Source organism: Sediminicoccus rosea (assembly GCF_033547095.1).
Classification (GTDB): domain Bacteria; phylum Pseudomonadota; class Alphaproteobacteria; order Acetobacterales; family Acetobacteraceae; genus Roseococcus; species Roseococcus rosea.
This window is the reverse complement of record NZ_CP137852.1, coordinates 4,066,193-4,087,867: the sequence shown is the minus strand read 5'-3', so window position 1 is coordinate 4,087,867 and position 21,675 is coordinate 4,066,193. Positions and strand designations below refer to the sequence as shown.

The following is a 21,675-nucleotide window of genomic DNA, read 5'->3' as shown; positions in this document are numbered from 1 at the left end:
CCAATTTCTGGAGCCCGACAAATAAAGTGATCCCCAGTTCTTTTCAATTTAAACTATGAAAAATTGTCGATGAGCAACAAAACTATACAAAGCCTGAGTGAACGCTCTGCATTCATCGTCTATATTCCTCAACGACGTCAGGCGTGGGCTGGTGAGGTCGACCAACACGATCTCTTCCCGCGCCCCCACGGAGGAATCATGAAAAGGTTGAGTATCCTGCTGGTCGCCGTGGCGCTGGGGGCCGGGGCTGTCGGATGGTTTTCAAAGGGCCTCTCCTGGAACGCGGAGCGGCGGGTCCAGGCCGAGGCCGCGGACCGGGATCTGGCGGAGCGGCTTGCGCGCGACGCGACCGGGCGCGTGAGCGGCTTCATCGACGGCATCCGCCTCATGATGCAGGCGATCAGCACGGTCACCCCGGTGCGCGAGTTCGATCACCGCCCCTGCACGGAGCTGTTGCTGGCGGTCCGCCAGGGCCTGCCACCGCAGATGGTGCTGGGTGTCTCCCGCGGGGATGGCTGGCTGATCTGCTCGACCGCCGGCACGCCCGAGCGCCTGGTGAATGTCGGGCGCCGCTCCTTCTTCGCCCAGACCTATCAGCAGAACGAGTTCTTCGTCAGCGAGTGGGAGGCGGCGACGCAGATCCTGCGCGGGGGGACCCTGCATTTCGGCCAGCCCATCCGCTCCCCGGCCGGCACGCCGATCGGCGTGCACGGCGGGGCGGTCGGCGTGACGCTGCTGGTCGACCTTCTCCGCCCGATGGCCTTGCCGCAACGCGCCCAGATCATGCTGGTGGACCGCTTGGGCAACATCGTGATCCATGTGCGGGGCGATGGCATTCCGGCGCAGGATGGCGGCATCCCGCCGGCCGAGCCGCTGCGTGCCGTGCTGCCGCCCTTCCCGATGGCCGCGGAGCCGGGCCAATCGGGCGAGGGTTCGCCCAGGCTATCTCGCCTCACGGGCGCGGAAGGCCAGCCGAACATGACCGTCGCCACCACCTATGTGCCGGGGACCAAAGGCGCGCTGCGGCTGCTGGTCCTGGTGGCGGCGGAGACGGTGCCCGGCTCGGGGGCGGCTGTCGTTCGATAGAGGCGCCTCCTGGCCCACCCTTGCGGTTGCGCCGCGCGTCAGAGCAGCGGCAGCAACTTCTTCATGGCGCTCGGCAGGCTGCGGGTCGCCTGGTCGAGCGGCACGCCCTCGGGCAATTCCGGCACGCGCGCCAGCATCACCCGCATGGTCAGGTCCCGATGGGTGAAGCCGTGCTGCGCCACGCCCGGGCGCGCCTGCCAGTCGAGGTCCGTGCGGGGCGCGTGGGCCAGCGCCTCGGCATCCGCCCAGGGTTCGGCGCGCCAGGGGGTGCCGGGCAGGGCGAGCATGCCGCCGAGCAGGCCGCTCTCCGGCCGGCGCTCCAGCAGCAGGCGGCCGGCTTCGTCCAGCAGGGCGAAATGCACGCCGTGCAGCGCGGTGCGCGCGGCCTTGGGGGATTTGCGGGGGAGTTCGCCCGCGATGCCCCGCGCGGCCGCCCGGCAGCCCTCGCGCCAGGGGCAGATGGCGCAGGCGGGGCTGCGCGGCGTGCAGATGGTGGCCCCGAGGTCGAACAGCGCCTGGGCGAAATCGCCGGGGCGGGCGCGCATGGCGGGCTGGGCTGTGAAGCCATCCGCGAGGCGGCCGAGTAAGGGTTTGGCGGCGGGCAGGGGGGTCTCGATGGCGAAGAGGCGCGCCACCACCCGCTCCACATTGCCATCCAGCGGCACCAGAGGCTCGCCCAGCGCGATGGCGCCGATGGCCGAGGCCGTGTAGGGCCCGATGCCGGGCAGGGCGCGCCAGCCGGTGGAATCGGTGGGGAAGCCGCCCATGGCCATGATGGCGCGTGCCGCCGCATGCAGGTTGCGGGCGCGCGCGTAATAGCCGAGGCCCGCCCATTCCTCCGCCAGTTCGGACCAATCGGCCGCCGCCAGCGCTGCCACATCCGGGAATCGGGCCAGGAATCGGGCATAGCGCGGGCCGACCGCCGCCACGGTCGTCTGTTGGAGCATGACCTCGCTCACCCAGATGCGGTATGGGTCGGGCGCCGCATCGCGCCAGGCGAGGCGCCGGGCCGCGCGGTCATACCAGGCGAGCAGTTCGGCGGCGGAGGGATGTGCGCCCAAGGGAGATGTCATTGGCCAAGTCAGAGACGCCCACCCCTTTCGTGTCCAGGGGGGGCCCGCAGGAGCTGGGCGCGCTGATCCCGCGCCTGACCCGCCCGGCCTTCCGCAAGCGCAGCCCGGACGCGGCGCAGATCCTGGCCGATTGGCCGCAGGTGGTGGGCCCCGAGATCGCCCGCATGGCCGAACCCGTGCGGATTTCAGCGGGGACGCTGACGCTCGCCTGCACCGGGCCGGCCGCGATGGAGCTCGGCATGGGGGCGCCGGCACTGATCCAGCGGATCAACGCGCATCTGGGGCGGATCGCGGTCCGCAAGCTCGCCTTCGTGCAGCGGGCGCCGCGCGTGGAGGCGGCGCGACCCCGGCGCCCCGCCCCCGGCCCGCTGCCGCCGCGTGTGGAGAAGAGCCTGGAGGCCGTGCCCGGCGAGGAGCTTCGCCTCGCGCTGGAGCGGCTGGCCCAGGGCGTCTTCGCCCGCAAGCCGTGAAGGTGGACATCCCGCCCCCCCTGCGCCATCTCTAGGGGCAGTGAACAGAGCCGGAGGCAGGCCATGCAGATCACCCGTCGCAGTCTCGGAATCATCGCCGCCGGCGCGCCCGGGCTGGCGCTGGCCCAAGGGGCGGCCCAGCCGGCCGATCCGCGCCTCGGCGCGCGCAGCACCGGCCAGGCGACGGCGCCGGTCACGGTCCTCGAATTCTTTTCGCTCACCTGCGGCCATTGCGCGGCCTTCCACAACCAGGTCTGGCCCCGCGTGAAGCTCGAGCTGGTGAACACCGGCCGCATCCGCATGGTCTGGCGCGACTTCCCGCTGGATGGCGTGGCGCTGGCCGCTGCCGCCGTGGCGCGCGCCCTGCCCGAGGACCGCTACGAGGCCTTCATCGCCACGCTCTTCCAGACGCAGGATCGCTGGGCCTTCGCCCAGGGCCGCCAGATCGACGAACTGGCCCGGATCGCCGCGCTCGCCGGGATGGACCGCGCGCGCTTCGACGCCGTGCTGGCGGATGAGGCGCTGCGCCGGGGCATCCTGGAGAGCCGCATGGCGGCCGAGCGCGAGTTCCAGATCCGCGCCACGCCCTCCTTCGCCTTCAACGGCCGCCTGCACAGCGGCAACCTGCCCTTCGAGCAGTTCGCCCGTCTGGTGCAGGACGCGCCCCGTACTTGATTGATGGGAACGTGAGCGAAGCGGCGCCGGATCTCTCCGGCGAACTTCCCACCCCACGCCGGCTCTCCGCCACGCTGACCGGCCTGCGCGTGGCCGGCTTCAAGAGCTTCGCCGAGCCCGTGCAGGTCCCCGTCCTGCCCGGGCTGACGGGCATTGTCGGCCCCAATGGCTGCGGCAAGTCCAACGTCGTCGAGGCGCTGCGCTGGGCCATGGGCGAAAGCTCGGCCCGCAGCCTGCGCGGCGGCGAGATGGATGACATCATCTTCGCCGGCACCGCGACCCGCCCCGCGCGCAACCTCGCCGAGGTGGTGCTGAGCCTGGAGGATGCGGAAGGCGTCGCCCCCGCGCCCATGGACCAGGCGGCCGAGCTGGAGGTCATCCGCCGGATCGAACGCGGCTCGGGCAGCCATTACCGGATCAACGGGCGCGAGGTCCGCGCGCGCGACGTGCAGACCATGTTCGCCGACCTCGCCAGCGGCCCGCGCGCCTCGGGCATGGTAAGCCAGGGCCGTGTGGCGACGCTGATCGGCGCCAAGCCCGAGGAACGCCGCTCGGTGCTGGAGGAGGCGGCGGGGATCGCCGGCCTGCGCGCCCGGCGGCATGAGGCGGAGCTCAAGCTGCGCCAGGCCGAGACCAATCTCGGCCGCAGCGAGGATCTGCTGGCGCAGCTGAACCTCCAGCAGGAGGCGCTGCGCAAGCAGGCGCGGCAGGCGAACCGCTACCGCAACCTCTCGGGCCTGGTGCGCGATGCGGAGGGCGAATGGTTCGCCATCCTCGTCGCCCGCGCCGAGGCGGCGATCGAGGCGGCGCGCGAGAACCAGGCCGGGCGCGCCCAGGCGCTCGCCCATGCCGAGGCCGCGGCCGAGGAGGCGGTGCGCCTGCATGCCGCGGCGCTGTCGGCCATCGAGGCGCCGCGCGCCGAGGAGGGCGTGGCCCGCACCCTGCTGGAACGCCGCCGCGTCGAGGCGGAGAACATCGCCGCCGAAGCGGGCCGCGCCGCCGAGGCGCTGGCCGAGGCCGAGGCCGCGCTGGCCCAACTGCTCGCCGACCTCGAGGACGCCGCCGGCGTGGAGCGCGATGCCCGCGCCGCCGAGACCCGCGCCCAGCGCGAGGCGGCGGGCCTCGCCTCGGCCGAGGCGCAATTGCCCGCCCGGATCGAGGCGGCGGAGGCCGAGGCCGCCGGGCTCGAGGGCGAGCTCGCCGCCGCGGAGGCGGCCAATGAGGCGGCGACGGAGGCGGCCGCCTCGCTCGCCGCCCGGGCCAATCAATTGGCGGCGGAGCTGGCCTTCAGCGACCAGCGCGCCCGGCGCCTGGCCGAGCAGCTCGCGCAGATCCTGGCCCAGCGCGCGACGGCCGAGGCGCAGAGCGTGCCTGGGGCCGCGCTGGACGCGGCCGATGCGGCCCTGGCCGCGGCCGAGGTCGCGCTGGAGGAGGCCCGCACCGGCTTCGAGGCGGCGGAGCGCGCCCGGGCCGAGGCGGAGCGCCGCGCCAATGCCGCGCGCGATGCCGCCCGCGCCGCCGAGATCGAGCGCGGGGCGGCCGAGCGCGCCCGCAACGCGGCCGCCCAGCGGCTGCAATCCGCCCGGCAGCGCGAGGAGGCAGCGCGGCGCGCGGCCCCGCCCATGCCCGATGCCGCCCTGCTGCCCGCCGCGCGCGAGGCCGCCGCCGCCGCCGAGGCGGCGCTGCGCGAGGCCGAATCCCGCCTCGCCGCCGGCCGCACCGCGCGCGAGCAAGCCGCCCGCGAGGCCGCCGCCGCCCGCGCCGCCGAGGCGACGGCGCAGGCCGCCGAATCCCGCCTCAAGGCCGAGCTGCAGGGGCTGCGCGCCGCCACCGGCGATGCGGCGGGCGAGGCCGAGCCGATCGCGCGGACGCTGACCATCCCCGAAGGGCTGGAGGCGGCGCTGGGGGCCGCGCTGGGCGAGGGGCTGGAGGGCGGGCGCGGTTCCGGCGCCAACCGCTTCTGGCGCGCCCTGCCGCCCCTGGAAGCCGCGCCGCCCTTGCCGGAGGGCGCCGAGGCCCTGGCCGGGCTGGTCGGCGCGCCGCCGGAACTGGCGCGCGCCCTTTCGCAGATCGGCCTGGTCGAGGATGGGGCGGCGCTCCAGGCGGCGCTGCGCCCCGGGCAGGCGCTGGTGGCGCGTTCCGGCGCGCTCTGGCGCTGGGACGGCTATGTGCTGGCGCCCGGCGCCGCCAAGGCCGGGGCGGCGCGCCTGCAGAATTTGGCCCGGCTGCGGCAGGCCGAGGCGCGGCTGGCGGAGGCCACCCCCGCCGCCCGCGCCGCCGAACAGGCCCGCGCTGCCGCGGCGGCGGCCGAGATGCGCGCCCAGGCCGCCGAGGAGCAGGCCCGCACCGCCCGCAACGCGGCCGAACCCGCCCATTCCCGAGCCCAGGCCCGCGTCGCCGAACTCGCCGCCCAGCTCGCCGCGGCCGAGCGCCGTCTCGCCGAACACGCCGCCCAGGCGCAGCGCCTGGCCGACGAAGCCGCGGAGGCGCAGGCCGCGTTGACCGAGGCCGAGGCCGTGCTGGCGGCCAGCCCCGCCGTGGTCGGCTTCGAGGCCGAAGCCGAGGCGGCCCGCCGTGCGCTCGCCGCCGAATCCGCCGCCCGCGAGGCCCGCCGCCAGGCCGAGGCGGCGCTGGCCCGCGCCCGCTCGGAGCAGGCGAGCCTGCGCAGCCGGCACAATGCGGCCCAGGCGCAGCTGGCCGCCCTCATCCCGCAGCAGGAGCGGATCGCCGCCGAATCGGGCGAGGCGGATGCGGCGCTGGCCGCCGCCCGCGCCGCCCGCCAGGCCCTGCCCGATCTCGGCGAGGCGCGGGCGCAGGTGGACCAGGCGCGGCTCGCGCTCGCCGGGATCCGAGGCAAGGCGGCCGAGATGCGCGGACGGGCCCTGGCGCTCAAGGCCGAGCGCGAGGGCCTCGCGGCCCGGCGCGAGGCCGCGCTGGCCGAGCGCGCCGCCTGGGCGCAGCGCCTGCAGGACGCCGCGGCGCGCCTCGCCGGTCTCGAATCGCGCCGCGCCGAGGCCTTCGCCCGCCGCGAAGCCGCCAAGGCCCTGCCCGAGCGGGTGGCGGGCGCCGCCGCCGAGGCCGCCCGCCGGCTCGAGGCGGCCGAGACCGCCCATGCGGAAGCCCGCGCGAAGCTCGACGGCGCCGAGGGCCAGGCCCGGGCCCGCGAGGAGGTGCGCCGCGGCGCCGAGGCCGCGCTGGTCCAGGCGCGCGAGGCCGCCCTTCGTGCCGAGGCCGCGAGGGACTCGGCGTTGCAGGCCGGCGAGGCGCTGGCGGCCCGCATTCTGGAGCGCCTGGGCGAATCGGCCGAGCTGCCGGCCCCGCCCCAGGATATTTCCGACGCCGCCGAGGAACGCGCCCGGAGGCGGGCCGAGCGCCTGATCCGCGAGCGGGAGGAGGTGGGCCCCGTCAACCTCCGCGCCGAGACCGAGCTGGAGGAGCTGGAGGCCCGCATCGCCGGCATCCAGCGCGACCGCGAGGAGGTGGGCTCGGCCATCGCCAAGCTGCGCGGCTCCATCGGGCACCTGAACCGCGAGGCGCGGGAGCGGCTGCGCGCCATCTTCGACCAGGTGGACCGCGAGTTCCGGGCGCTGTTCAGCAAGCTCTTCGGCGGCGGGCGGGCGCATCTGGCGCTGGTCGGCAGCGAGGACCCGCTGGAGGCGGGGCTCGAAATCTATGCCGAGCCGCCGGGCAAGAAGCTCTCCGCCCTCTCGCTGCTCTCGGGCGGCGAGCAGGCACTGACCGCGCTTTCGCTGATTTTCGCGGTGTTCCGCTGCCACCCTGCGCCCGTCTGCGTGCTGGACGAGGTGGATGCGCCGTTGGACGACGCCAATGTCGAGCGCCTGTGCGACCTGCTGGACAGCATGGCCGAGACGGGGACGCGCTTCCTCATCGTCACCCATCACGCGCTGACCATGGCGCGGATGCACCGGCTGTTCGGCGTCACCATGCAGGAACGCGGCGTTTCCCGCCTGCTTTCCGTGGACCTGGGCGAGGCCGTGGCGATGGCGGAAGGGTAGCTTTCGGCGTCGCTTTCCGGGGCCGCGCGCGCTTGACAGTCATGCTGCGCCGCCATAGAGGCAGCCTCGCCTTCCAGATGAAAACTGAGGGAAGGAGCCATGGTGGACAACCGGGATTCGCTGAAGCGTCGCCTCAAGGCCGCACGGGACCGCCAAGGTCTCGACAAGCCGGAGGCTGGACAAGGCGGCCTCCCGAATTCCGCCTGGGGGTTTGGTCTCCGGGCCGGTGTGGAGGTCGTCTCCGCGCTGGTGGTCGGTGTGGGGCTTGGCTTCATGCTGGACCGGTGGCTTGGCACCTGGCCTTGGCTCTTCCTCGTGTTCTTCGTCCTGGGGGCCGCCGCCGGCGTGTTGAACGTGTATCGCCTGTTCAATCCCCGGTCCGGCGCTCGCAAGGGTTGATCTGTCTTTAGCTGGAGGTGCGCGGTGGCCGTTGAGGGGAAAGCGATTGACGCGCTCAGTCAGTTCGATCTGGCGCCCGCGCTCGGTGCCGTCGGCCGCTCGGTCGGCTTCACGCAGTCCAACCTCTACATGCTCATTTCCGGCGCCCTGATCGTCGCGCTGATGGCCTGGGGCATGCGGCACCGCGCCGTGGTGCCCGGCCGCATGCAGAGCCTGGCGGAAAGCGCCTATGGCTTCATCGACGACATGGTGCTGGCGCAGATCGGCGACGAAGGCCGCCGCTTCTTCCCCTTCGTGTTCACGCTGTTCATGTTCATCCTGTTCGGGAACATGCTGGGCCTGTTCCCCTACGCCTTCACCTACACCAGCCACATCAGCATGACCTTCGTCATGGCGATGATCGTCTTCGTGCTCATCACGGCGGTCGCGATCTCGCTGCATGGCAAGAAGTTCCTGGGCTACTTCTTCCCCGAGGGCGCGCCCATCTGGCTCGCGCCCATCATCATTCCGGTCGAGATCGTCTCCTACCTCTCGCGCCCGATCAGCCTCTCCATCCGTCTCTTCGCCAACATGGTGGCGGGCCACGTGATGCTGAAGGTCTTCGCCACCTTCGTGGTGATGCTGGCGGGCCTGGGCGCGGTCGGTCCGTTCATCGCCGTCATGCCGCTCGCGATCAACGTCGCGCTGGTCGGCTTCGAAGTGCTGGTCGCGTTCCTGCAGGCTTATGTGTTCGCGATCCTCACCTGCATCTACCTCCACGACGCCGTGCACCTGCACTGAGCACGGGCCGTCCCCACCTGCTTCTCAGCAAACAGAAGGATTGAGAACATGGAAGTTGCTGCCGCCAAGGCCCTCGGGGCTGGCATCGCCGTCATCGCGCTGTTCGGCGTTGGCCTGGGCATCGGGAACATCTTCTCCTCGCTGATCACCAGCGTGGCGCGGAACCCCTCCGCCCGCGACGCCGTCTTCCCGATCGGCATTCTGGGCTTCGCGCTGACGGAAGCCGTGGCGCTCTTCGCGCTGCTGATCGCCTTCCTCATCCTGTTCGCCTGAGCGCGTCGGGCGGGGCCTTTGCGGCCCCGCCCTTCGTTTCCCTGCTTCGGGCCCAGGGCCCCAGGCTTCCGAGCCCCAGGTTTCTGAGCCCCAGGATATCGCCATGCCGCAGCTCGACTTTGCCAACCCACTGATGATGAGCAAGCTGGTCTGGCTGCTGATCATCTTTGGCTTCCTCTACTTCGTCCTGAAGAACTACGCGCTGCCGCAGGTGGCGTCGGTCCTGGATGAACGCGCTGCGCGCATCGCGGCCGATCTCGACGCCGCGCGCGACGCGCAGGCGGCGGGTGAGGCCGCCCTTGCCGAAATCCGGGCGGCCACCGCTGCCGCCCGTGCCGAGGCCCAGGCCGCCATCTCGGCCGCCATGGTCGAGGCGCAGACCAAGTCGGCCGCCCAGGCAGCCGAGATCAATGCCCGCCTTGCCGCCCAGGTGGCGAAGGCCGAACAACAGGTCCGCGCCGCGCGAGACCAGGCGATGGGCGCGCTGCGCGAAGTCGCTGGCGAGACGGCGACGGCCATGCTCAACCGCCTCGCCATCACCGCCCCGGCCAACGACGTGACCGCCGCCGTGGACCGCGCCGCGAGCCAGGGAGGCCGCTGATGTTGCAAGATCCCAAGTTCTGGGTTGCCGCCAGCTTCGTCATCTTCGTCGTCCTCTTCGGCAAGATGGCCTGGAGCCGGGCGACGGCGATGCTCGACGCCCGCGGCGAGCGCATCCGCGCCGAACTCGACGAAGCCCGCCGCCTGCGCGAGGAGGCCGAGGCCATGCTGGCCCAGGCCACCGCCGAGCGTGAGGCCGCCGTCGCCGAGGCGGCCGCCATGATCGAGCGCGCCCAGGCCGAGGCCCAGCGCCTCGCCGCGGCCGCGGGCGCCGAGGCCGAGGCCGCCGCCAAGCGCCGCGAGCGCATGGCGATGGACCGCATCGCCGCCGCCGAGGCGAGCGCTGTGACCGAGGTGCGCAACGCCGCCGCCGAGATCGCGACCGCCGCCGTGCGCGACATCATCGTGGCCCGCCACGATGCCACGGCCGATGCTGCGCTGATCGACAACGCCGTCGCCAGCCTGCCGGTGGCCTTCCGCGCCGCCTGATTTCAGGCCCTCTCCCACTCGTCACGATGCCGGCACGGGGCTAGCCTGTGCCGGCATTTTCGTTTTCGGGAGAGTTGCATGTTCCGTCCCTTCCTGGCTGCGGCGGCGCTGGCCGTGAGCCTCGGCCTCGCCCCGGCGCAGGCCAATCTTTTCCGCTGGGCCAATGACGGCGACGTCAACTCGATGGACCCCTATACGCGGTCCGAGACCTTCCTCCTCACCTTCAACGCGAACATCTACGAGCCGCTGATCCGGCGCGACCGCAACCTGCGCCTGGAAGCGGCGCTGGCCGAGCGGTGGGAGCAGGTGGACCCGCTGACCTGGCGCTTCCACCTGCGCCGCAATGTCCGCTTCTCCGACGGCTCGCCCTTCACCGCGGATGACGTGGTCTTCTCCATTGCCCGCGCGCGCGGCCCCGGCTCCAACATCACCTCCTACTTCGCGGCGGTCGCCGAGGTGCGCCGCGTGGACGACTTCACGGTGGACCTGATCACCCGCGTCCCCAGCCCCATCCTGCCGGAGGAACTCACCAGCTTCGGCATCATGAGCAAGGCCTGGCTGGAGCGGCACGGCGCCCAGCGCGTGGCCGACCTCACCTCGCGCGAGGAGAATTTCGCCACCCGCAACGCCATGGGCACCGGCCCCTTCGTGCTGGTGAGCCGGGAGCCCGATCGCCGCACCGTGCTGGCCCCCAACCCGCTCTGGTGGGACACGCCGACGCACAACCTGACGCGCGTCGAGTTCAACGTCATCGCCAATGACGCAACGCGCGTGGCCGCCCTGCTCTCGGGCGAGGTGGACATGGTCTATACCGTGCCGCCGCAGGACATGGAGCGCATCGGCCGCACGCCGAACATGCGGATCATCCAGGGACCGGAACTGCGGACCATCTATCTCGGCATGGACCAGAACCGCGCCGAACTGCTGAAGAGCGACGTGCGCGGGCGCAATCCCTTCCAGGATGTGCGCGTGCGCCGCGCGATCTACCAGGCCATTGATGTCCAGGCGATCACCACGCGCGTGATGCGCGGCCAGGCGCGGCCGGCGGGGCAGATCTTCGGCCCCGGCGTGAACGGCTTCCTGGAGGCGAATGACACACGCCTGCCGCTCGACCTCGAGGCCGCGCGCCGCCTGCTGGCCGAGGCGGGCTACCCGAATGGCTTCGGCGTGACACTCGATTGCCCGAACGACCGCTACGTGAATGACGAGGCGATCTGCACCGCCGTCGTCGCCATGCTGGCCCGCATCAATGTGCGCGTGACGCTGGCGGCGCAGACCCGCGCCCGCTTCTTCGCCGAGGTGAATGCGCCCCGCTACAACACGAGCTTCTACCTGCTCGGCTGGACGCCCAACACCTATGACGCCCACAACGCGCTGTTCAACCTGGCCGGCACGCGGGACGGCACCCGCGGCGTGTTCAACAATGGCGGCTATTCCAACCCCGCCTTTGACGCGCTGGTGGACCAGATCGCCGTGGAGACCGTGCCCGCCCGCCGGCAGGAGCTGATCACCCAGGCGACGCGCCTGCTGCAGTCGGACGTGGCCTATATCCCGCTGCACCAGCAGCAGGTGGTCTGGGCGGCGCGCAACAACGTGACGCTGGTGCAGCAGGCCGATAACGGCTTCCCGCTGCGCTCGGTCCGCATCGGGAACTGAAGCCCGGCCCGCGCCGCCCACCGGCGGCGCGGGTTTTCGTTCCGCGCGGATTGATCAATCACAATACGCATGCCGCGCCGTCCGTGCATGATGCGGGCAAGGCCTCCCCCGGAATGGAGGCCCGCGCCACATCACCGGAAGGAAAGCCGCATGTCATCCTCGCTCGCCCGCCTGCTTTCGGCCGGGCTTCTCGCCATGGCCCCGGGGCTCGCCTGGGCCCAGGGAGAGGCCCCCGCGCGAACCCCGCGCCCGGCCCAGGCCGCGCGCCCCGCCGTCCCGCTGCCGGTGGCGCTTCCTCCCTTCTACCAGCGCGCCCAGGGCCTGGCCCCGCGCGGTAAGCTGGGCGAGGTGCTGCAGCGCGAGTCGGTGGCGACCTCCATCCCCAATGCCCAGGCCTGGCGCATCGCCTATGTCTCCTCCGACGTGCAGGAGCGGCCGACCATCTCCACCGCCCTCGTCATCACCCCGCGCGGGCAGATGCCGCAGGCCGGGCGGCCCATCATCTCCTGGGCGCATGGCACGACCGGCACGGCGGCCAATTGCGGCCCCTCGCAGATGCTCGACCCGGCGCAGGGTCTGAACCAGTATTTCATGCCCTCGGGCAATTCCTGGAACGACTACGGCGTGCCCGGCGTCGAGACCATGATCCAGCGCGGCTATGTCGTCGTCGCGACCGACTACCAGGGCCAGGGTGGGCCGGGGGCGCATCAATACGCCATCGCGGCCACCAATGGCCGGGATGCGATCAACGCCATCCGCGCGGCGGGCGCCATGGGCCTCTCCGGGCCGGATCGGCGGGCGATCATCTACGGCTGGTCTCAGGGCGGCGGCGCCGCTGTCGCGGCGGCGAGCCTCGGCGACTATATCGCCCGGCGCGGCACGGCCTTCGACGGCATCCGGATGCAGGGCTTCGTGGCCATGGCGCCCGAGGTCATCTCGGCCACCGTGCCGCCCGGCGAGATGACCGAGGCAGGCGCCTCCGCCTTCGTGCAGGGCCTGGTCAGCGGCTTTTCCTCCAACATCTTCGACTTCGCGCACATGTCCATGAGCATCTGGGGCGCCGCGGCCGCCTTCCCGAACGTCCAGATGACGGACATCTTCACGGCCGATGGCGCCCGCGTGCTGGATGGCCTGATGCGTCGCAAATGCATGCACGTGCTGAGCGACACGCTGAACTTCGCCTATGGCACCACCTATCGCTCCCTGCTGAGCGAGCAGCCGGGCAACCTGCTGAACTGGGCACGGGCCTTCGTGGCGGGCAGCGTGGCGCCGGTGCGCCCGGTGGCGCCGGTGGTGATCTACTGGGGCACGCATGACACGACCGTCCCGCCTGCCATGGGCGCCGCCTATCAGCGGCAGATGTGCGGGATGGGCGGCAATGTCTCGCGCGTGCAGCTGCCCGGCGCGCAGTCGCACTTCACCACACCCGGCGTGGCGGAGCCGATGTATCTGCGCTGGATGGCCGATCGCCTGGCGGGCACCGCCGCACCCAATGGCTGCGCCGAGCTGCAATAGGCCCGGGGCCCACTGGCCCGATCAGCCCAGCTGGTCGGGCCAGCCGATGAAGAGGCCGATATCGCCGGGCATCCCGCCTGGATAATCCAGCACCCGGGCGCCGAAGGTGAAGCCACCCGGGGCGAGCTCCTTCTCCCACCATTCATGCACGTGCTTGAGGACGCCTGGCAGCGTTTCCTGCCAGCCCTCCAGCCGGTTGTTGATGCGCCGGCCCTGGTCCTCGCAGATGTCGGAGGGGAAGCGGATCAGCATCACCTCCTTCTCGCCATTCTCGAAGGCGCGGCGGATCTTGGTCAGCGCGCGCTGCTTGTCGTCCTCCGTGATCTGATAGGTCATCAGCTTCTCGGCGAAGGCCTTGAGCTCGGCCTGGTGGGCCTCGCGCGCGGCCTCCTCCTCGGCCTGGCGGCGTGCCTGGGCGGCGGCCTTGGCGGCGAAGAGATCGGCGACGGACAGGACGGGCATGGCAGGCTCCTCGGCAGGGTCCGCCGAGGCTAGACCGGGGCGCCCGCCCCGGCCTTGCGCCGCCTCAAAGCTCCGTGAAGGGCAGCGCCTGGCGGGCATCGCCCTGCCAGGGGCCGTGGAACATCTCCAGGATGCGGTCGGCCTGGGTCATGCCGCTTTCCACGATCTCCCAGAGCGGCGTGAGGTAGATCTCCTCGCCGAGGCCCCGCGCCTTGAGGCCGCCCTCGCTGATGAGAAGCGCGTCGCGCGCCACGTCGCGCAGCGAACGGCCGGCAATCCCGGCCTCGAGCGCGAGGCGGGGAGCATCGGCGCGCAGCTGGTGCATCTGCGCGACGGTCCAGTCGCGCGTGAGGGCGCGCGCCGCCTTCTGCGCCGCGTCGTCATAGATCAGCCCGACCCAGAAGGCGGGCTGCGCCTGGATCATCGCGGCCGAGCCGGCATCCGAGCCGCGCATCTCCAGGAACTTCTTGAGCCGCACCTCGGTGAAGACGGTGGTCACATGGTCCGCGACATCGCCCATCGTGGCCTCGATGCCGGGCAGGCTCGGCAGGCCACCGGCCATGAAGGTGCGGAAGCTCTGGCCCGTCGCGTCCAGCAGCTGGCCGTCGCGCGCCACGAAATACATGGGCACGTCCAGCACGTATTCGGCGAAGCGCTCGAAGCCGAACCCCTCCTCGAAGACCAGGGCGGGGATGCCCGTGCGGTCCGGGTCGGTGTCCGACCAGACATGGCCGCGCAGCGACTTGTAGCCCGACGGCTTGCCCTCGCGCAGCGGCGAGGAGGCAAAGAGTGCGGTGGCCAGCGGCTGCAGCGCCAGCGAGACGCGCAGCTTCTCCACCATGTCCGCCTCGTCGCCGAAATCGAGGTTCACCTGCACGGTCGAGGTGCGGAGCATCATGTCGAGGCCCATGCTGCCGCGCGTGGGCATGTAGCGCCGCATGATCGCGTAGCGGCTCTTGGGCATCCAGGGCATGTCCTCGCGCCGCGCCACCGGATGGAAGCCCATCCCCGCGAAGCCGAGGCCGAGCGGCCCCGCCACCTCATGCACGTCGCGCAGATGCGCCGCGAGCTCGAGGCGCGCGGCATGGAGGTCCTCCATCGGCCCGCCGGACAGCTCGAACTGGCCGCCCGGCTCGAGGCTGACCGAGGCCGAGCCGCGCGTCAGGCCGATGACGTTCGCCCCATCGCGGATCGGCGCCCAGCCCTTCTGCATGATGCCTTCGAGCATGGCGCGGATGCCCTGGTGCTCGTAGTCCGGCGGGGTGAAGTCGGTGCGGCGGAAGCCGAACTTCTCGTGCTCCGTGCCGATGCGCCAGGCGGATTTCGGCTTGCAGCCGGCAGCGAACCATTCGGCCAATTGGCGCGCGGAGGTGATCGGCGTGGGGTCAGCCTGGCCGGGATTGGACATGCGGTTCTTTCATTCGTGTCAGAGCGGTCAGCGCCGGGCGTCGAGCGCCAGGGAGATGGCACCCAGTCCCGCCACCAGCGCCGTCTCCGCGCGGAGGATGCGCGGCCCCAGTGTTGCGAGCGATACAAAGGGGCGCCGGGCCAGATCGTCAAGCTCGGCCCGCTCGAAGCCGCCCTCGGGCCCGACGAGAAAGCCACAGGGCGCCGTGAGTCTCTCCAAAATGTCATGAATGGGCTGCGCCTCGCGCCGCTCGGCCGCGACCAGCAGGGGGGCGCCGTCCCAGGCATCCAGCACGGCATGCAGCGGGCGCGCCTCGGCGACGGCCGGGAGGGACAGCCGCTCGCATTGCTCGGCCGCGGCCCGGGCGATGGCTGAGAGGCGCTCGGTGTTGCTGTGCGCGGCCACGCAGCGCCGCGTGAGCACGGGCTGGATGCGCGTGGCGCCGAGCTCCGTCGCCTTCTCCACAGCCCAGTCCATGGCCTCGCGCTTGAGTGCGGCGACCAGGGCGCGCAGCTCAGGCTCGGGCGCAGGGGCGCGCAGCCGCTCGCCGAGACGCATCGCGCCGCGATCCTTCCGCAGCGCCGTCAATTCGGCGGCGAATTCGCCATCGGTCGCATTGAAGGCCAGCAGCGCCGCGCCGGGCGCGCGCCGCAGCACATGGCCGATGTGGTGCGCCTGGGCCGGGGTGAGCGCCAGCTCGATTCCCGGGGCGAGGGGGCCTTCGGCGTGAAGACGGGGGATGGACATGCGCTGATCTGACGTGCTGCAACGAAGCATGCAAGGGAAGCAGGCATATACCGATATCCGCACCGGTGGCTGGGTCTCCAACCTGCCGCCGGCGTGGCGCCCCTATGCGCTGCTGATGCGGGCGGACCGGCCCATCGGTTCCTGGCTGCTGTTCCTGCCGGGCCTCTGGGGCATCGCGCTTCAGGCGACGGGCTGGCTCCAGGGCATCTGGCTCATCCTGCTCTTCTTCGTCGGTGCCGTGGTCATGCGCGGCGCGGGCTGCGTCGTGAACGACCTCTGGGACCGCGACATCGACCGGCTGGTGGAGCGCACGCGCGGCCGGCCGCTCGCCTCAGGCGCCGTCTCGCCACGGCAGGCGGTGGCCTTCCTCGCGCTGCTCTGCACGATCGGCCTGCTGGTCCTGCTGCAACTGAACTGGACCGCGATCTGGCTCGGCGTGCTCTCGCTGCTGCCGGTGCTGCTCTATCCGCTGGCCAAGCGCGTCACGGATTATCCGCAGCTCATGCTGGGCTTCACTTTCGGCTGGGCCGCGCTGATGGGGCCGGTCGCGGCGAGCGGCGGTTTCAGCCTCGCCATGCTGGTGCTCTATGTGGCGACGATCTTCTGGATCCTCGGCTATGACACGATCTACGCCCACCAGGACCGCGAGGATGACGCGATGGTGGGCATCCGCTCCACCGCGCTGAAATTCGGCGCCAGGACCCGTCCCTTCCTGGCCGGCTGCTACGCGATGACGCTCGCGCTCCTTGCTCTGACGGGCTGGATCTCGGGTCTGAATTCCTGGTTCTACATCGCGCTGGCCATGCCGGCGGCGCTGCTGATCTACCAGGTGGTGGATCTCGACATCTACAATCCGGGCCATTGCCTCACCCTGTTCAAGCTGAACCGTGAGGTCGGGCTGCTGGCCGGGCTCGCCATCGTGATCGGGCGGATGTGAGCGCGGGCGCGTCCGGGGGCGCCGAGGCCTTCATCCGCGCCCAGACCGCGATCGCCGAGACGCCGCTGCTGCCGGGCCTGCGCCTGCATCTGGCGAGCGAGATCACCCCCATCTGGCAGGCCAGCGAGGAATTCCTGCGTGAAGCCGGCATCGAGCCGCCCTTCTGGGCCTTCGCCTGGCCCGGCGGGCAAGCGCTGGCGCGCGCCATCCGCGATGCGCCCGCCATGGTGCAGGGACAGCGCGTTCTGGATTTCGCGGCGGGCTGCGGCATCGCGGCCATCATCGCCGCGCAGTCGGGGGCCGCGCTGGTGGAGGCGGCGGAGATCGACCCGCTCGCCATCGCCGCCATCCGCATGAACGCCGCGCTGAACGGCGTCACCGTCACGACGCTGGCCGAGGATGTGGTGGGCAGCCCCTGCCGCTGGGACGTGATCCTCTGCGGCGATGTCTGCTACGAGGCGCCGATGACGGCGCATATCCTGCCCTGGCTGCGCGCCATGGCGGCGGCGGGCGCCGAGGTGCTGGTGGCCGATCCGGGCCGCGCCTACCTCCCGCGCGAGGGGCTGGTGGCGCTTTCCACCCATGCCGTGCCGACCACGCTGGAACTGGAGGACGGTACGGAGAAACGGGTCACCATCGCCCGATTGCTGCCTTCTTGACGCCATGACCGGCGGGGAAATTTCCCTGCATGTGGCCCGCCTTCCTCGCAGCCCTGCTGCTCACCATCCCGCCCGCCGGCGCCCAGACCAAGCGCGACTATGACGCGCAAGGCCGCAGCATCGGCCGCACCGAGCGCAATGGCGACACGCTGCGCCAGTACGACGCCCAGGGACGTTCGGTCGGTCGCAGCGAATTCCGCGGCGACACGCGGCGCGACTATGACGCCCAGGGCCGCTCTGCCGGCCGGGTGGAGCGCAGCGGGGACACGCTGCGGCAATACGACGCGCAGGGCCGTTCGGTCGGGCGCAGCGAGGTGCGGGGCGACACCACGCGCCATTACGACGCGCAGGGCCGCAGCACCGGCCGTTCGGAGGCGCGGGGCGATACAATCCGCCACTATGACGCCCAGGGGCGCCTGACCGGCCAGACGCGCCGCTGAGGGCCGGTCAGACGCTGCCCCAGACCTCCTGCGCCACCTCGACGCAGAGGCGCAGCTTGGCCCATTGCTCCTCGACGGTGAGGACATTGCCCTCCTCGGTCGAGGCGAAGCCGCATTGCGGGCTGAGGGCGAGCTGCTCGATCGGCGCGTGCTTCGCCGCCGCCTCGATGCGGCGCTTCAGCAGGTCCTTGGATTCAAGTTCGCCGCGCTTGGAGGTGACGAGGCCCAGCACCACGGTCTTGCCCTTGGGCAGGAAGCGCAGCGGCGCGAAGCTGCCCGAGCGCTCGTCGTCATACTCCATGAAATAGGCATCCACGTTGATGCCGTTGAACAGCACCTCGGCCACCGGGTCGTAGCCGCCGGCCGCGATGTGCATCGAGCGGAAATTGCCGCGGCAGAGATGCATGGAGACGAACATGTCGGCGGGCCGGCCCGCGATGGCGCGGTTGATCAGGTCGGCGTAGCGGCCGAGCAGGCCTTCCGTCTCCTCGCCGCGCGCCTTGAGGCCCGCGATCTGCTCCGGATCACAGAGATAGGCGATGTTCACCTCGTCGAGCTGGAGGTAGCGGCAGCCGGCGGTGGCGAAATCGGCCACGGCGGCGGCATAGGCCTCGCCCAGATCGGTGAAGAAGCCCGCCATGTCGGGGTAGGTGTGGGCATCCACCGCGCGGCGGCCACCGCGGAAATGCAGCACGGAGGGGGAGGGGATGGTGATCTTGGGCGCGGCACCCCCGGCATTCGCCGCCACGAAGCTGTAGTCGCGCACGAAGGGGTGGCCCTCATAACGGATCGGCGCAGTCACCTTCAGGCCATAGGCCTTGGTCTGGCCGCCCTGGAACTGGATGCCCTGGTCCGCCTCATACATCTCGACGCCGCCGAGGCCGGCCAGGAAGTCGAAATGCCAGAAGGCGCGGCGGAACTCGCCATCCGTGACGGCCTTGAGGCCGATCGCCTTCTGCTCGGCGATGACGGTGGTGATCGCGGCATCCTCGGCGGCGCGCAGCGCCTCGGCGCTCAGCGTGCCGGCGGCGCGGGCGGCGCGCGCCTCGCGCAGCGGGATGGGGCGCAGCAGGCTGCCGACATGGTCGGCGCGGAAGGGCGGCTTGGACATCGTGTTTCCTCTCAGGCTGGCGTGATGAGCGGGGTCACGCCCGGCTCGCCGGCGGCGAGGATCAGGCGGAGGTTGCGGCGGGCATTCTCGGCATGCTCGCGCATGAGGCCCTCGGCGCGGCTGCCCTGGCCGGCCACCAGCGCTTCGACCAGCAGATGGTGCTGATGGTGGGCGTGGCGCAGCAGGGCATGGCGCGCGGTGGCGCTGCCCTCATGCGGGACGAGGGCCGAGGCGGCGGCGAAGGGAAGTGCCGTGATGGCGGCCAATGCACGGTTCAGCGCCGCATTGCCCGCCGCCTCCAGAAGAATTGCATGCAATTTCGTGTTCATGTCGCCATAGGCGGCCAGTGCCGCGGCATCGAGCGCGGGGGCTTCCAGCGCCGCATCCCCGGCGGCGAGGCTGGCCTCCAGGGTCTGGCGCGTGGCCGGCGCCAGGCCCTGCTCGGCCACCAGCCTGGCGGCCATGCCTTCCAGCTGACCGCGCACGGCGATGGCGTCCTCGATCTCGGGCAGGGTGAAGCGGCGCACCAGGAATCCGCCGCCGGGCGAGGCCTGGACCAGCCCCTCCGCCTCGAGCTGCGCGAGGGCCAGGCGCACCGGCGTGCGGGAGGCGCCGAGCACCTCGGCCAAAGGAATCTCGGCGAGGCGACTGCCCGGCGGGTGCTCGCCCGCGAAGATGCGGGCGCGCAGCGCATGGGCGATGCGGGTGGATTGGCCGGCCATGCGCCGCTTCTGGCGCAGGGCCGAATTGCATGCAATACGTTACAGTATAACCAAAGTCACGCGTCCACGCTCGCGCCCGTCTCGCGCACCAGCCGCCCCCATTTTTCCGCCTCGGCACGGGCGAAGGCGGCGAAATCCTCAGGCGTCCCGCCGCGCACGAAGGCGCCCTGGTTGGTCAGCAGCTCGCGCAGGGCGGGTTCGGCCAGGATGGAATCCACTTCGGCGGCCAGGCGCGCCGTGCGGTCGCGCGGCGTCGCCGCATGGGTGCAGAGGCTCATCCAGGTGGCGGAGAGGAAGTTGGGCGCGCCCTGCTCGATCAGCGTCGGCACCTCCGGCAGCATCGAGAGGCGCTCGCCATGCGCGACGCCGATGGGCTTCAGGCGGTTGTCGCGGAAGAAGGGCGCGATGGAGACCGCCGCGTCGAACATCGCCTGGGTCTGCCCGCCGACGATGGAGGTGAGCCCGGGGGCGGAGCCGCCGAAGGGCACCGAGGTCACGTCGCCGCCGCCCGCCATGGTGCGGAACATGGCGATGGAGAGGTGGGAGGGCGTGCCCACGCCGGCATTGGCGAAGGCGAAGCTCGCGCCCTGGCGTCGGGTCAGCGCCACCAGCTCAGGCAGGGTGTTCGCCGGCACCGAGGAATGCACCGCCAGTACCAGCGGGATCACGCTGATCAGCGAGGCGAAGCTGAAATCCCGGAAGGGGTCATAGGGCAGGTTGCGGTAGAGGCTCGGGTTGATCGCGATCGGCCCTGAGGGCGTCGCGAAGACGGTGTGCCCATCGGGCGGCGCCTGCAGGAAGTTCTGCACGGCGACGATGCCATTCGCCCCAGGCCGGTTTTCCACCACCACCGGCTGGCCCCAGCGCTCGGCCAGGCGCTGCGCCACGCGGCGCGCCTGGGCATCGGCCGAGCCGCCGGCGGCGACGGGGACGATGAAGCGCATGGGGCGGCTGGGATAGGGTTCCTGCGCGCCGGCCAGGCTGGGGGCGAAGGCAGGGGCCGCGAGCAGGCCGGCGAGGGCGCGGCGGCCGATGATGGCGTTGGACAAGGGTGTCACTCCCGGGATGCGCCCCGCCGTTCCGGGGCGGGGCGCATATGGCGGGCGTGCAACGCTTTGTCCATCACTTCATGCGGCATCAGCCGTCGAAGGTGATGTTCCGCTCGCGGATGATGCGGCCCCACTTGGCGTGTTCCGAGGTGACATGCGCGCGCGCCGCCGCCTGATCCGTGCCGCGCAGCAGGAAGCCGGCCTGGGCGGCGCGGGCCTGCACGTCGGGCTGGCGCAGGGCCTCGTTCGCAACCTCGGTCAGGCGCTGGGCCACCGCATCGGGCGTCGCGGCGGGCACCCACCACATCACCCAGGAATAGGCCTCGAAGCCGGGCACCACGCTCTCGGCGATGGTCGGCAGGTCGGGCAGGGTGGGCAGCCGCTCGGCGGTGCCGACGGCGAGTGCCGGCACGCTGCGATCGGCGATCATGGCCGCGGCCGAGGGCAGGTCGAGGATGGAGAAATCCACGCGGCCCGCGCGCAGCTCCACGAGTGCCGGGGCGCTGCCGCGGAAGGGCACATGGGTGATGTTCGCCCCGGTCATCGAACGGTAGAGCTCGCCCGCCAGATGCGCCGGGTTGCCGACGCCGCCCGAGGCGAAGGTGAAGCGCCCCGGATTGCGCTGGATGACCTCATGCCACTCCTGCACGGTGCGCGCGGGGAAGTCGGGCCGCGTGACCAGCACGGTCGGCGTGATCGCGAGCATGGAGAGCGCGCGGAAATCGCGCACCGGGTCGTAGGGCGGCGGGCTCATCATCAGGGGCGCGGTGAGCGAGGAGATCACCGCGACCAGGATGGTATGGCCGTCCGGCGCCTCGCGCGCCACCAGGTTGGAACCGACCGTGGCGCCGGCCCCGGTGCGGTTCTCCACCACCACATTCTGGCCGAGCGCGGCCTGGGCATGCGCGGACATGAGCCGCGTCAGCACATCCGGGCTGCCGCCGGCCGGGAAGGGCACGATGAGGCGGACGGAGCGGCTGGGCGTCCAGCGCGCCGGCTGGGCCTGGGCCGAGGGGGCAAGCGCGGGCGCGGCCAGCGCCGGCGTGGCGGCGAGGGCTGCCAGGATCTGGCGGCGGTTGGTCATGGTCATCTCCGGTTGCTGGGGCGC

At 71.8% G+C, this 21,675-nt stretch carries 22 protein-coding genes; 14 read left to right on the top strand and 8 right to left on the bottom strand.

What is annotated here, in order from left to right; all coding sequences use genetic code 11:
• Positions 1-198: 198 nt before the first annotated feature.
• Positions 199-1,086 carry a cache domain-containing protein gene (locus R9Z33_RS19660; protein WP_318648258.1) on the top strand — a complete coding sequence of 296 codons (888 nt, stop codon included), beginning with the start codon at positions 199-201 and terminating at the stop codon, positions 1,084-1,086.
• Between the two features lie 38 nt (positions 1,087-1,124).
• On the opposite strand, the gene R9Z33_RS19655 is transcribed toward R9Z33_RS19660, so the two are convergent.
• Positions 1,125-2,159: an A/G-specific adenine glycosylase gene (locus R9Z33_RS19655; protein ID WP_318648257.1), complete on the bottom strand. Its 1,035-nt coding sequence runs from the start codon at positions 2,157-2,159 to the stop codon at positions 1,125-1,127.
• 29 nt (positions 2,160-2,188) lie between these two features.
• Between R9Z33_RS19655 and R9Z33_RS19650 the strand changes: the two genes are divergently transcribed.
• The 10 genes from R9Z33_RS19650 (at position 2,189) to R9Z33_RS19605 (ending at position 13,032) form a co-directional block, all read left to right on the top strand.
• Positions 2,189-2,629 (top strand): DUF721 domain-containing protein, encoded by a 441-nt coding sequence (locus R9Z33_RS19650; protein ID WP_318648256.1) that lies wholly within the window; start codon positions 2,189-2,191, stop codon positions 2,627-2,629.
• 63 nt (positions 2,630-2,692) lie between these two features.
• Entirely contained in the window at positions 2,693-3,304 is a 612-nt protein-coding gene (locus tag R9Z33_RS19645; protein WP_318648254.1) for a DsbA family protein, read from the top strand.
• A gap of 74 nt (positions 3,305-3,378) precedes the next feature.
• Positions 3,379-7,320: a chromosome segregation SMC family protein gene (locus R9Z33_RS19640; RefSeq protein WP_450104029.1), complete on the top strand. Its 3,942-nt coding sequence runs from the start codon at positions 3,379-3,381 to the stop codon at positions 7,318-7,320.
• Between the two features lie 99 nt (positions 7,321-7,419).
• Positions 7,420-7,719 (top strand): AtpZ/AtpI family protein, encoded by a 300-nt coding sequence (locus R9Z33_RS19635; RefSeq protein WP_318648252.1) that lies wholly within the window; start codon positions 7,420-7,422, stop codon positions 7,717-7,719.
• A gap of 24 nt (positions 7,720-7,743) precedes the next feature.
• Positions 7,744-8,499, top strand: coding sequence for a F0F1 ATP synthase subunit A (locus R9Z33_RS19630; protein WP_318648251.1), 756 nt, complete (start codon positions 7,744-7,746; stop codon positions 8,497-8,499).
• Between the two features lie 48 nt (positions 8,500-8,547).
• The gene (locus R9Z33_RS19625) at positions 8,548-8,772 is read left to right on the top strand and encodes an ATP synthase subunit C family protein (RefSeq protein ID WP_213615086.1); all 225 of its coding nucleotides are present in this window, start codon (positions 8,548-8,550) and stop codon (positions 8,770-8,772) included.
• A 103-nt stretch (positions 8,773-8,875) separates the two neighbouring features.
• Complete coding sequence (locus tag R9Z33_RS19620) at positions 8,876-9,373, top strand: F0F1 ATP synthase subunit B family protein (protein WP_318648250.1); 498 nt, start codon at positions 8,876-8,878, stop codon at positions 9,371-9,373.
• Complete coding sequence (locus R9Z33_RS19615; RefSeq protein ID WP_318648249.1) at positions 9,373-9,861, top strand: F0F1 ATP synthase subunit B family protein; 489 nt, start codon at positions 9,373-9,375, stop codon at positions 9,859-9,861. The genes R9Z33_RS19620 and R9Z33_RS19615 overlap by 1 nt, the downstream gene beginning before the upstream one ends.
• 78 nt (positions 9,862-9,939) lie before the next feature.
• Complete coding sequence (locus R9Z33_RS19610) at positions 9,940-11,517, top strand: ABC transporter substrate-binding protein (protein ID WP_318648248.1); 1,578 nt, start codon at positions 9,940-9,942, stop codon at positions 11,515-11,517.
• 150 nt (positions 11,518-11,667) lie between these two features.
• Complete coding sequence (locus R9Z33_RS19605; RefSeq protein WP_318648247.1) at positions 11,668-13,032, top strand: alpha/beta hydrolase; 1,365 nt, start codon at positions 11,668-11,670, stop codon at positions 13,030-13,032.
• A 21-nt stretch (positions 13,033-13,053) separates the two neighbouring features.
• Here the strand turns inward: R9Z33_RS19605 and R9Z33_RS19600 are convergent, their stop codons facing one another.
• The 3 genes from R9Z33_RS19600 to R9Z33_RS19590 all read right to left on the bottom strand — a co-directional run bounded on the left by R9Z33_RS19600 (position 13,054) and on the right by R9Z33_RS19590 (position 15,649).
• Positions 13,054-13,494 carry a hypothetical protein gene (locus tag R9Z33_RS19600; protein WP_318648246.1) on the bottom strand — a complete coding sequence of 147 codons (441 nt, stop codon included), beginning with the start codon at positions 13,492-13,494 and terminating at the stop codon, positions 13,054-13,056.
• Between the two features lie 64 nt (positions 13,495-13,558).
• Positions 13,559-14,902, bottom strand: a complete 1,344-nt coding sequence (locus R9Z33_RS19595) for a glutamate--cysteine ligase (protein WP_318648245.1) — start codon at positions 14,900-14,902, stop codon at positions 13,559-13,561.
• Positions 14,903-14,929: 27 nt separating this feature from the next.
• The gene (locus R9Z33_RS19590; RefSeq protein WP_318648244.1) at positions 14,930-15,649 is read right to left on the bottom strand and encodes a 16S rRNA (uracil(1498)-N(3))-methyltransferase; all 720 of its coding nucleotides are present in this window, start codon (positions 15,647-15,649) and stop codon (positions 14,930-14,932) included.
• 28 nt (positions 15,650-15,677) lie between these two features.
• On the opposite strand from R9Z33_RS19590, the gene ubiA reads away from it, so the two are divergent.
• Genes ubiA through R9Z33_RS19575 form a run of 3 tightly spaced genes read left to right on the top strand, consistent with a single transcriptional unit; the run spans position 15,678 to position 17,685 of the window.
• A complete protein-coding gene (ubiA, locus tag R9Z33_RS19585) occupies positions 15,678-16,586 on the top strand; it encodes a 4-hydroxybenzoate octaprenyltransferase (RefSeq protein ID WP_318648243.1) in 909 nt (302 codons plus the stop codon).
• On the top strand, positions 16,583-17,245 hold the full coding sequence (locus R9Z33_RS19580) for a class I SAM-dependent methyltransferase (RefSeq protein ID WP_318648241.1): 663 nt from the start codon (positions 16,583-16,585) through the stop codon (positions 17,243-17,245). The genes ubiA and R9Z33_RS19580 overlap by 4 nt, the downstream gene beginning before the upstream one ends.
• Before the next feature lie 29 nt (positions 17,246-17,274).
• Positions 17,275-17,685 (top strand): type IV secretion protein Rhs, encoded by a 411-nt coding sequence (locus R9Z33_RS19575; protein ID WP_318648240.1) that lies wholly within the window; start codon positions 17,275-17,277, stop codon positions 17,683-17,685.
• 7 nt (positions 17,686-17,692) lie between these two features.
• On the opposite strand, the gene R9Z33_RS19570 is transcribed toward R9Z33_RS19575, so the two are convergent.
• From R9Z33_RS19570 to R9Z33_RS19555, 4 genes are all read right to left on the bottom strand, one after another.
• Entirely contained in the window at positions 17,693-18,796 is a 1,104-nt protein-coding gene (locus tag R9Z33_RS19570) for a 5-methyltetrahydropteroyltriglutamate--homocysteine S-methyltransferase (RefSeq protein ID WP_318648239.1), read from the bottom strand.
• Between the two features lie 11 nt (positions 18,797-18,807).
• Positions 18,808-19,518 (bottom strand): GntR family transcriptional regulator, encoded by a 711-nt coding sequence (locus R9Z33_RS19565; RefSeq protein ID WP_318648238.1) that lies wholly within the window; start codon positions 19,516-19,518, stop codon positions 18,808-18,810.
• Positions 19,519-19,574: 56 nt separating this feature from the next.
• Positions 19,575-20,567, bottom strand: a complete 993-nt coding sequence (locus R9Z33_RS19560; RefSeq protein ID WP_318648237.1) for a Bug family tripartite tricarboxylate transporter substrate binding protein — start codon at positions 20,565-20,567, stop codon at positions 19,575-19,577.
• 88 nt (positions 20,568-20,655) lie between these two features.
• Positions 20,656-21,651, bottom strand: coding sequence for a Bug family tripartite tricarboxylate transporter substrate binding protein (locus R9Z33_RS19555; RefSeq protein ID WP_318648236.1), 996 nt, complete (start codon positions 21,649-21,651; stop codon positions 20,656-20,658).
• Positions 21,652-21,675: the final 24 nt, after the last annotated feature.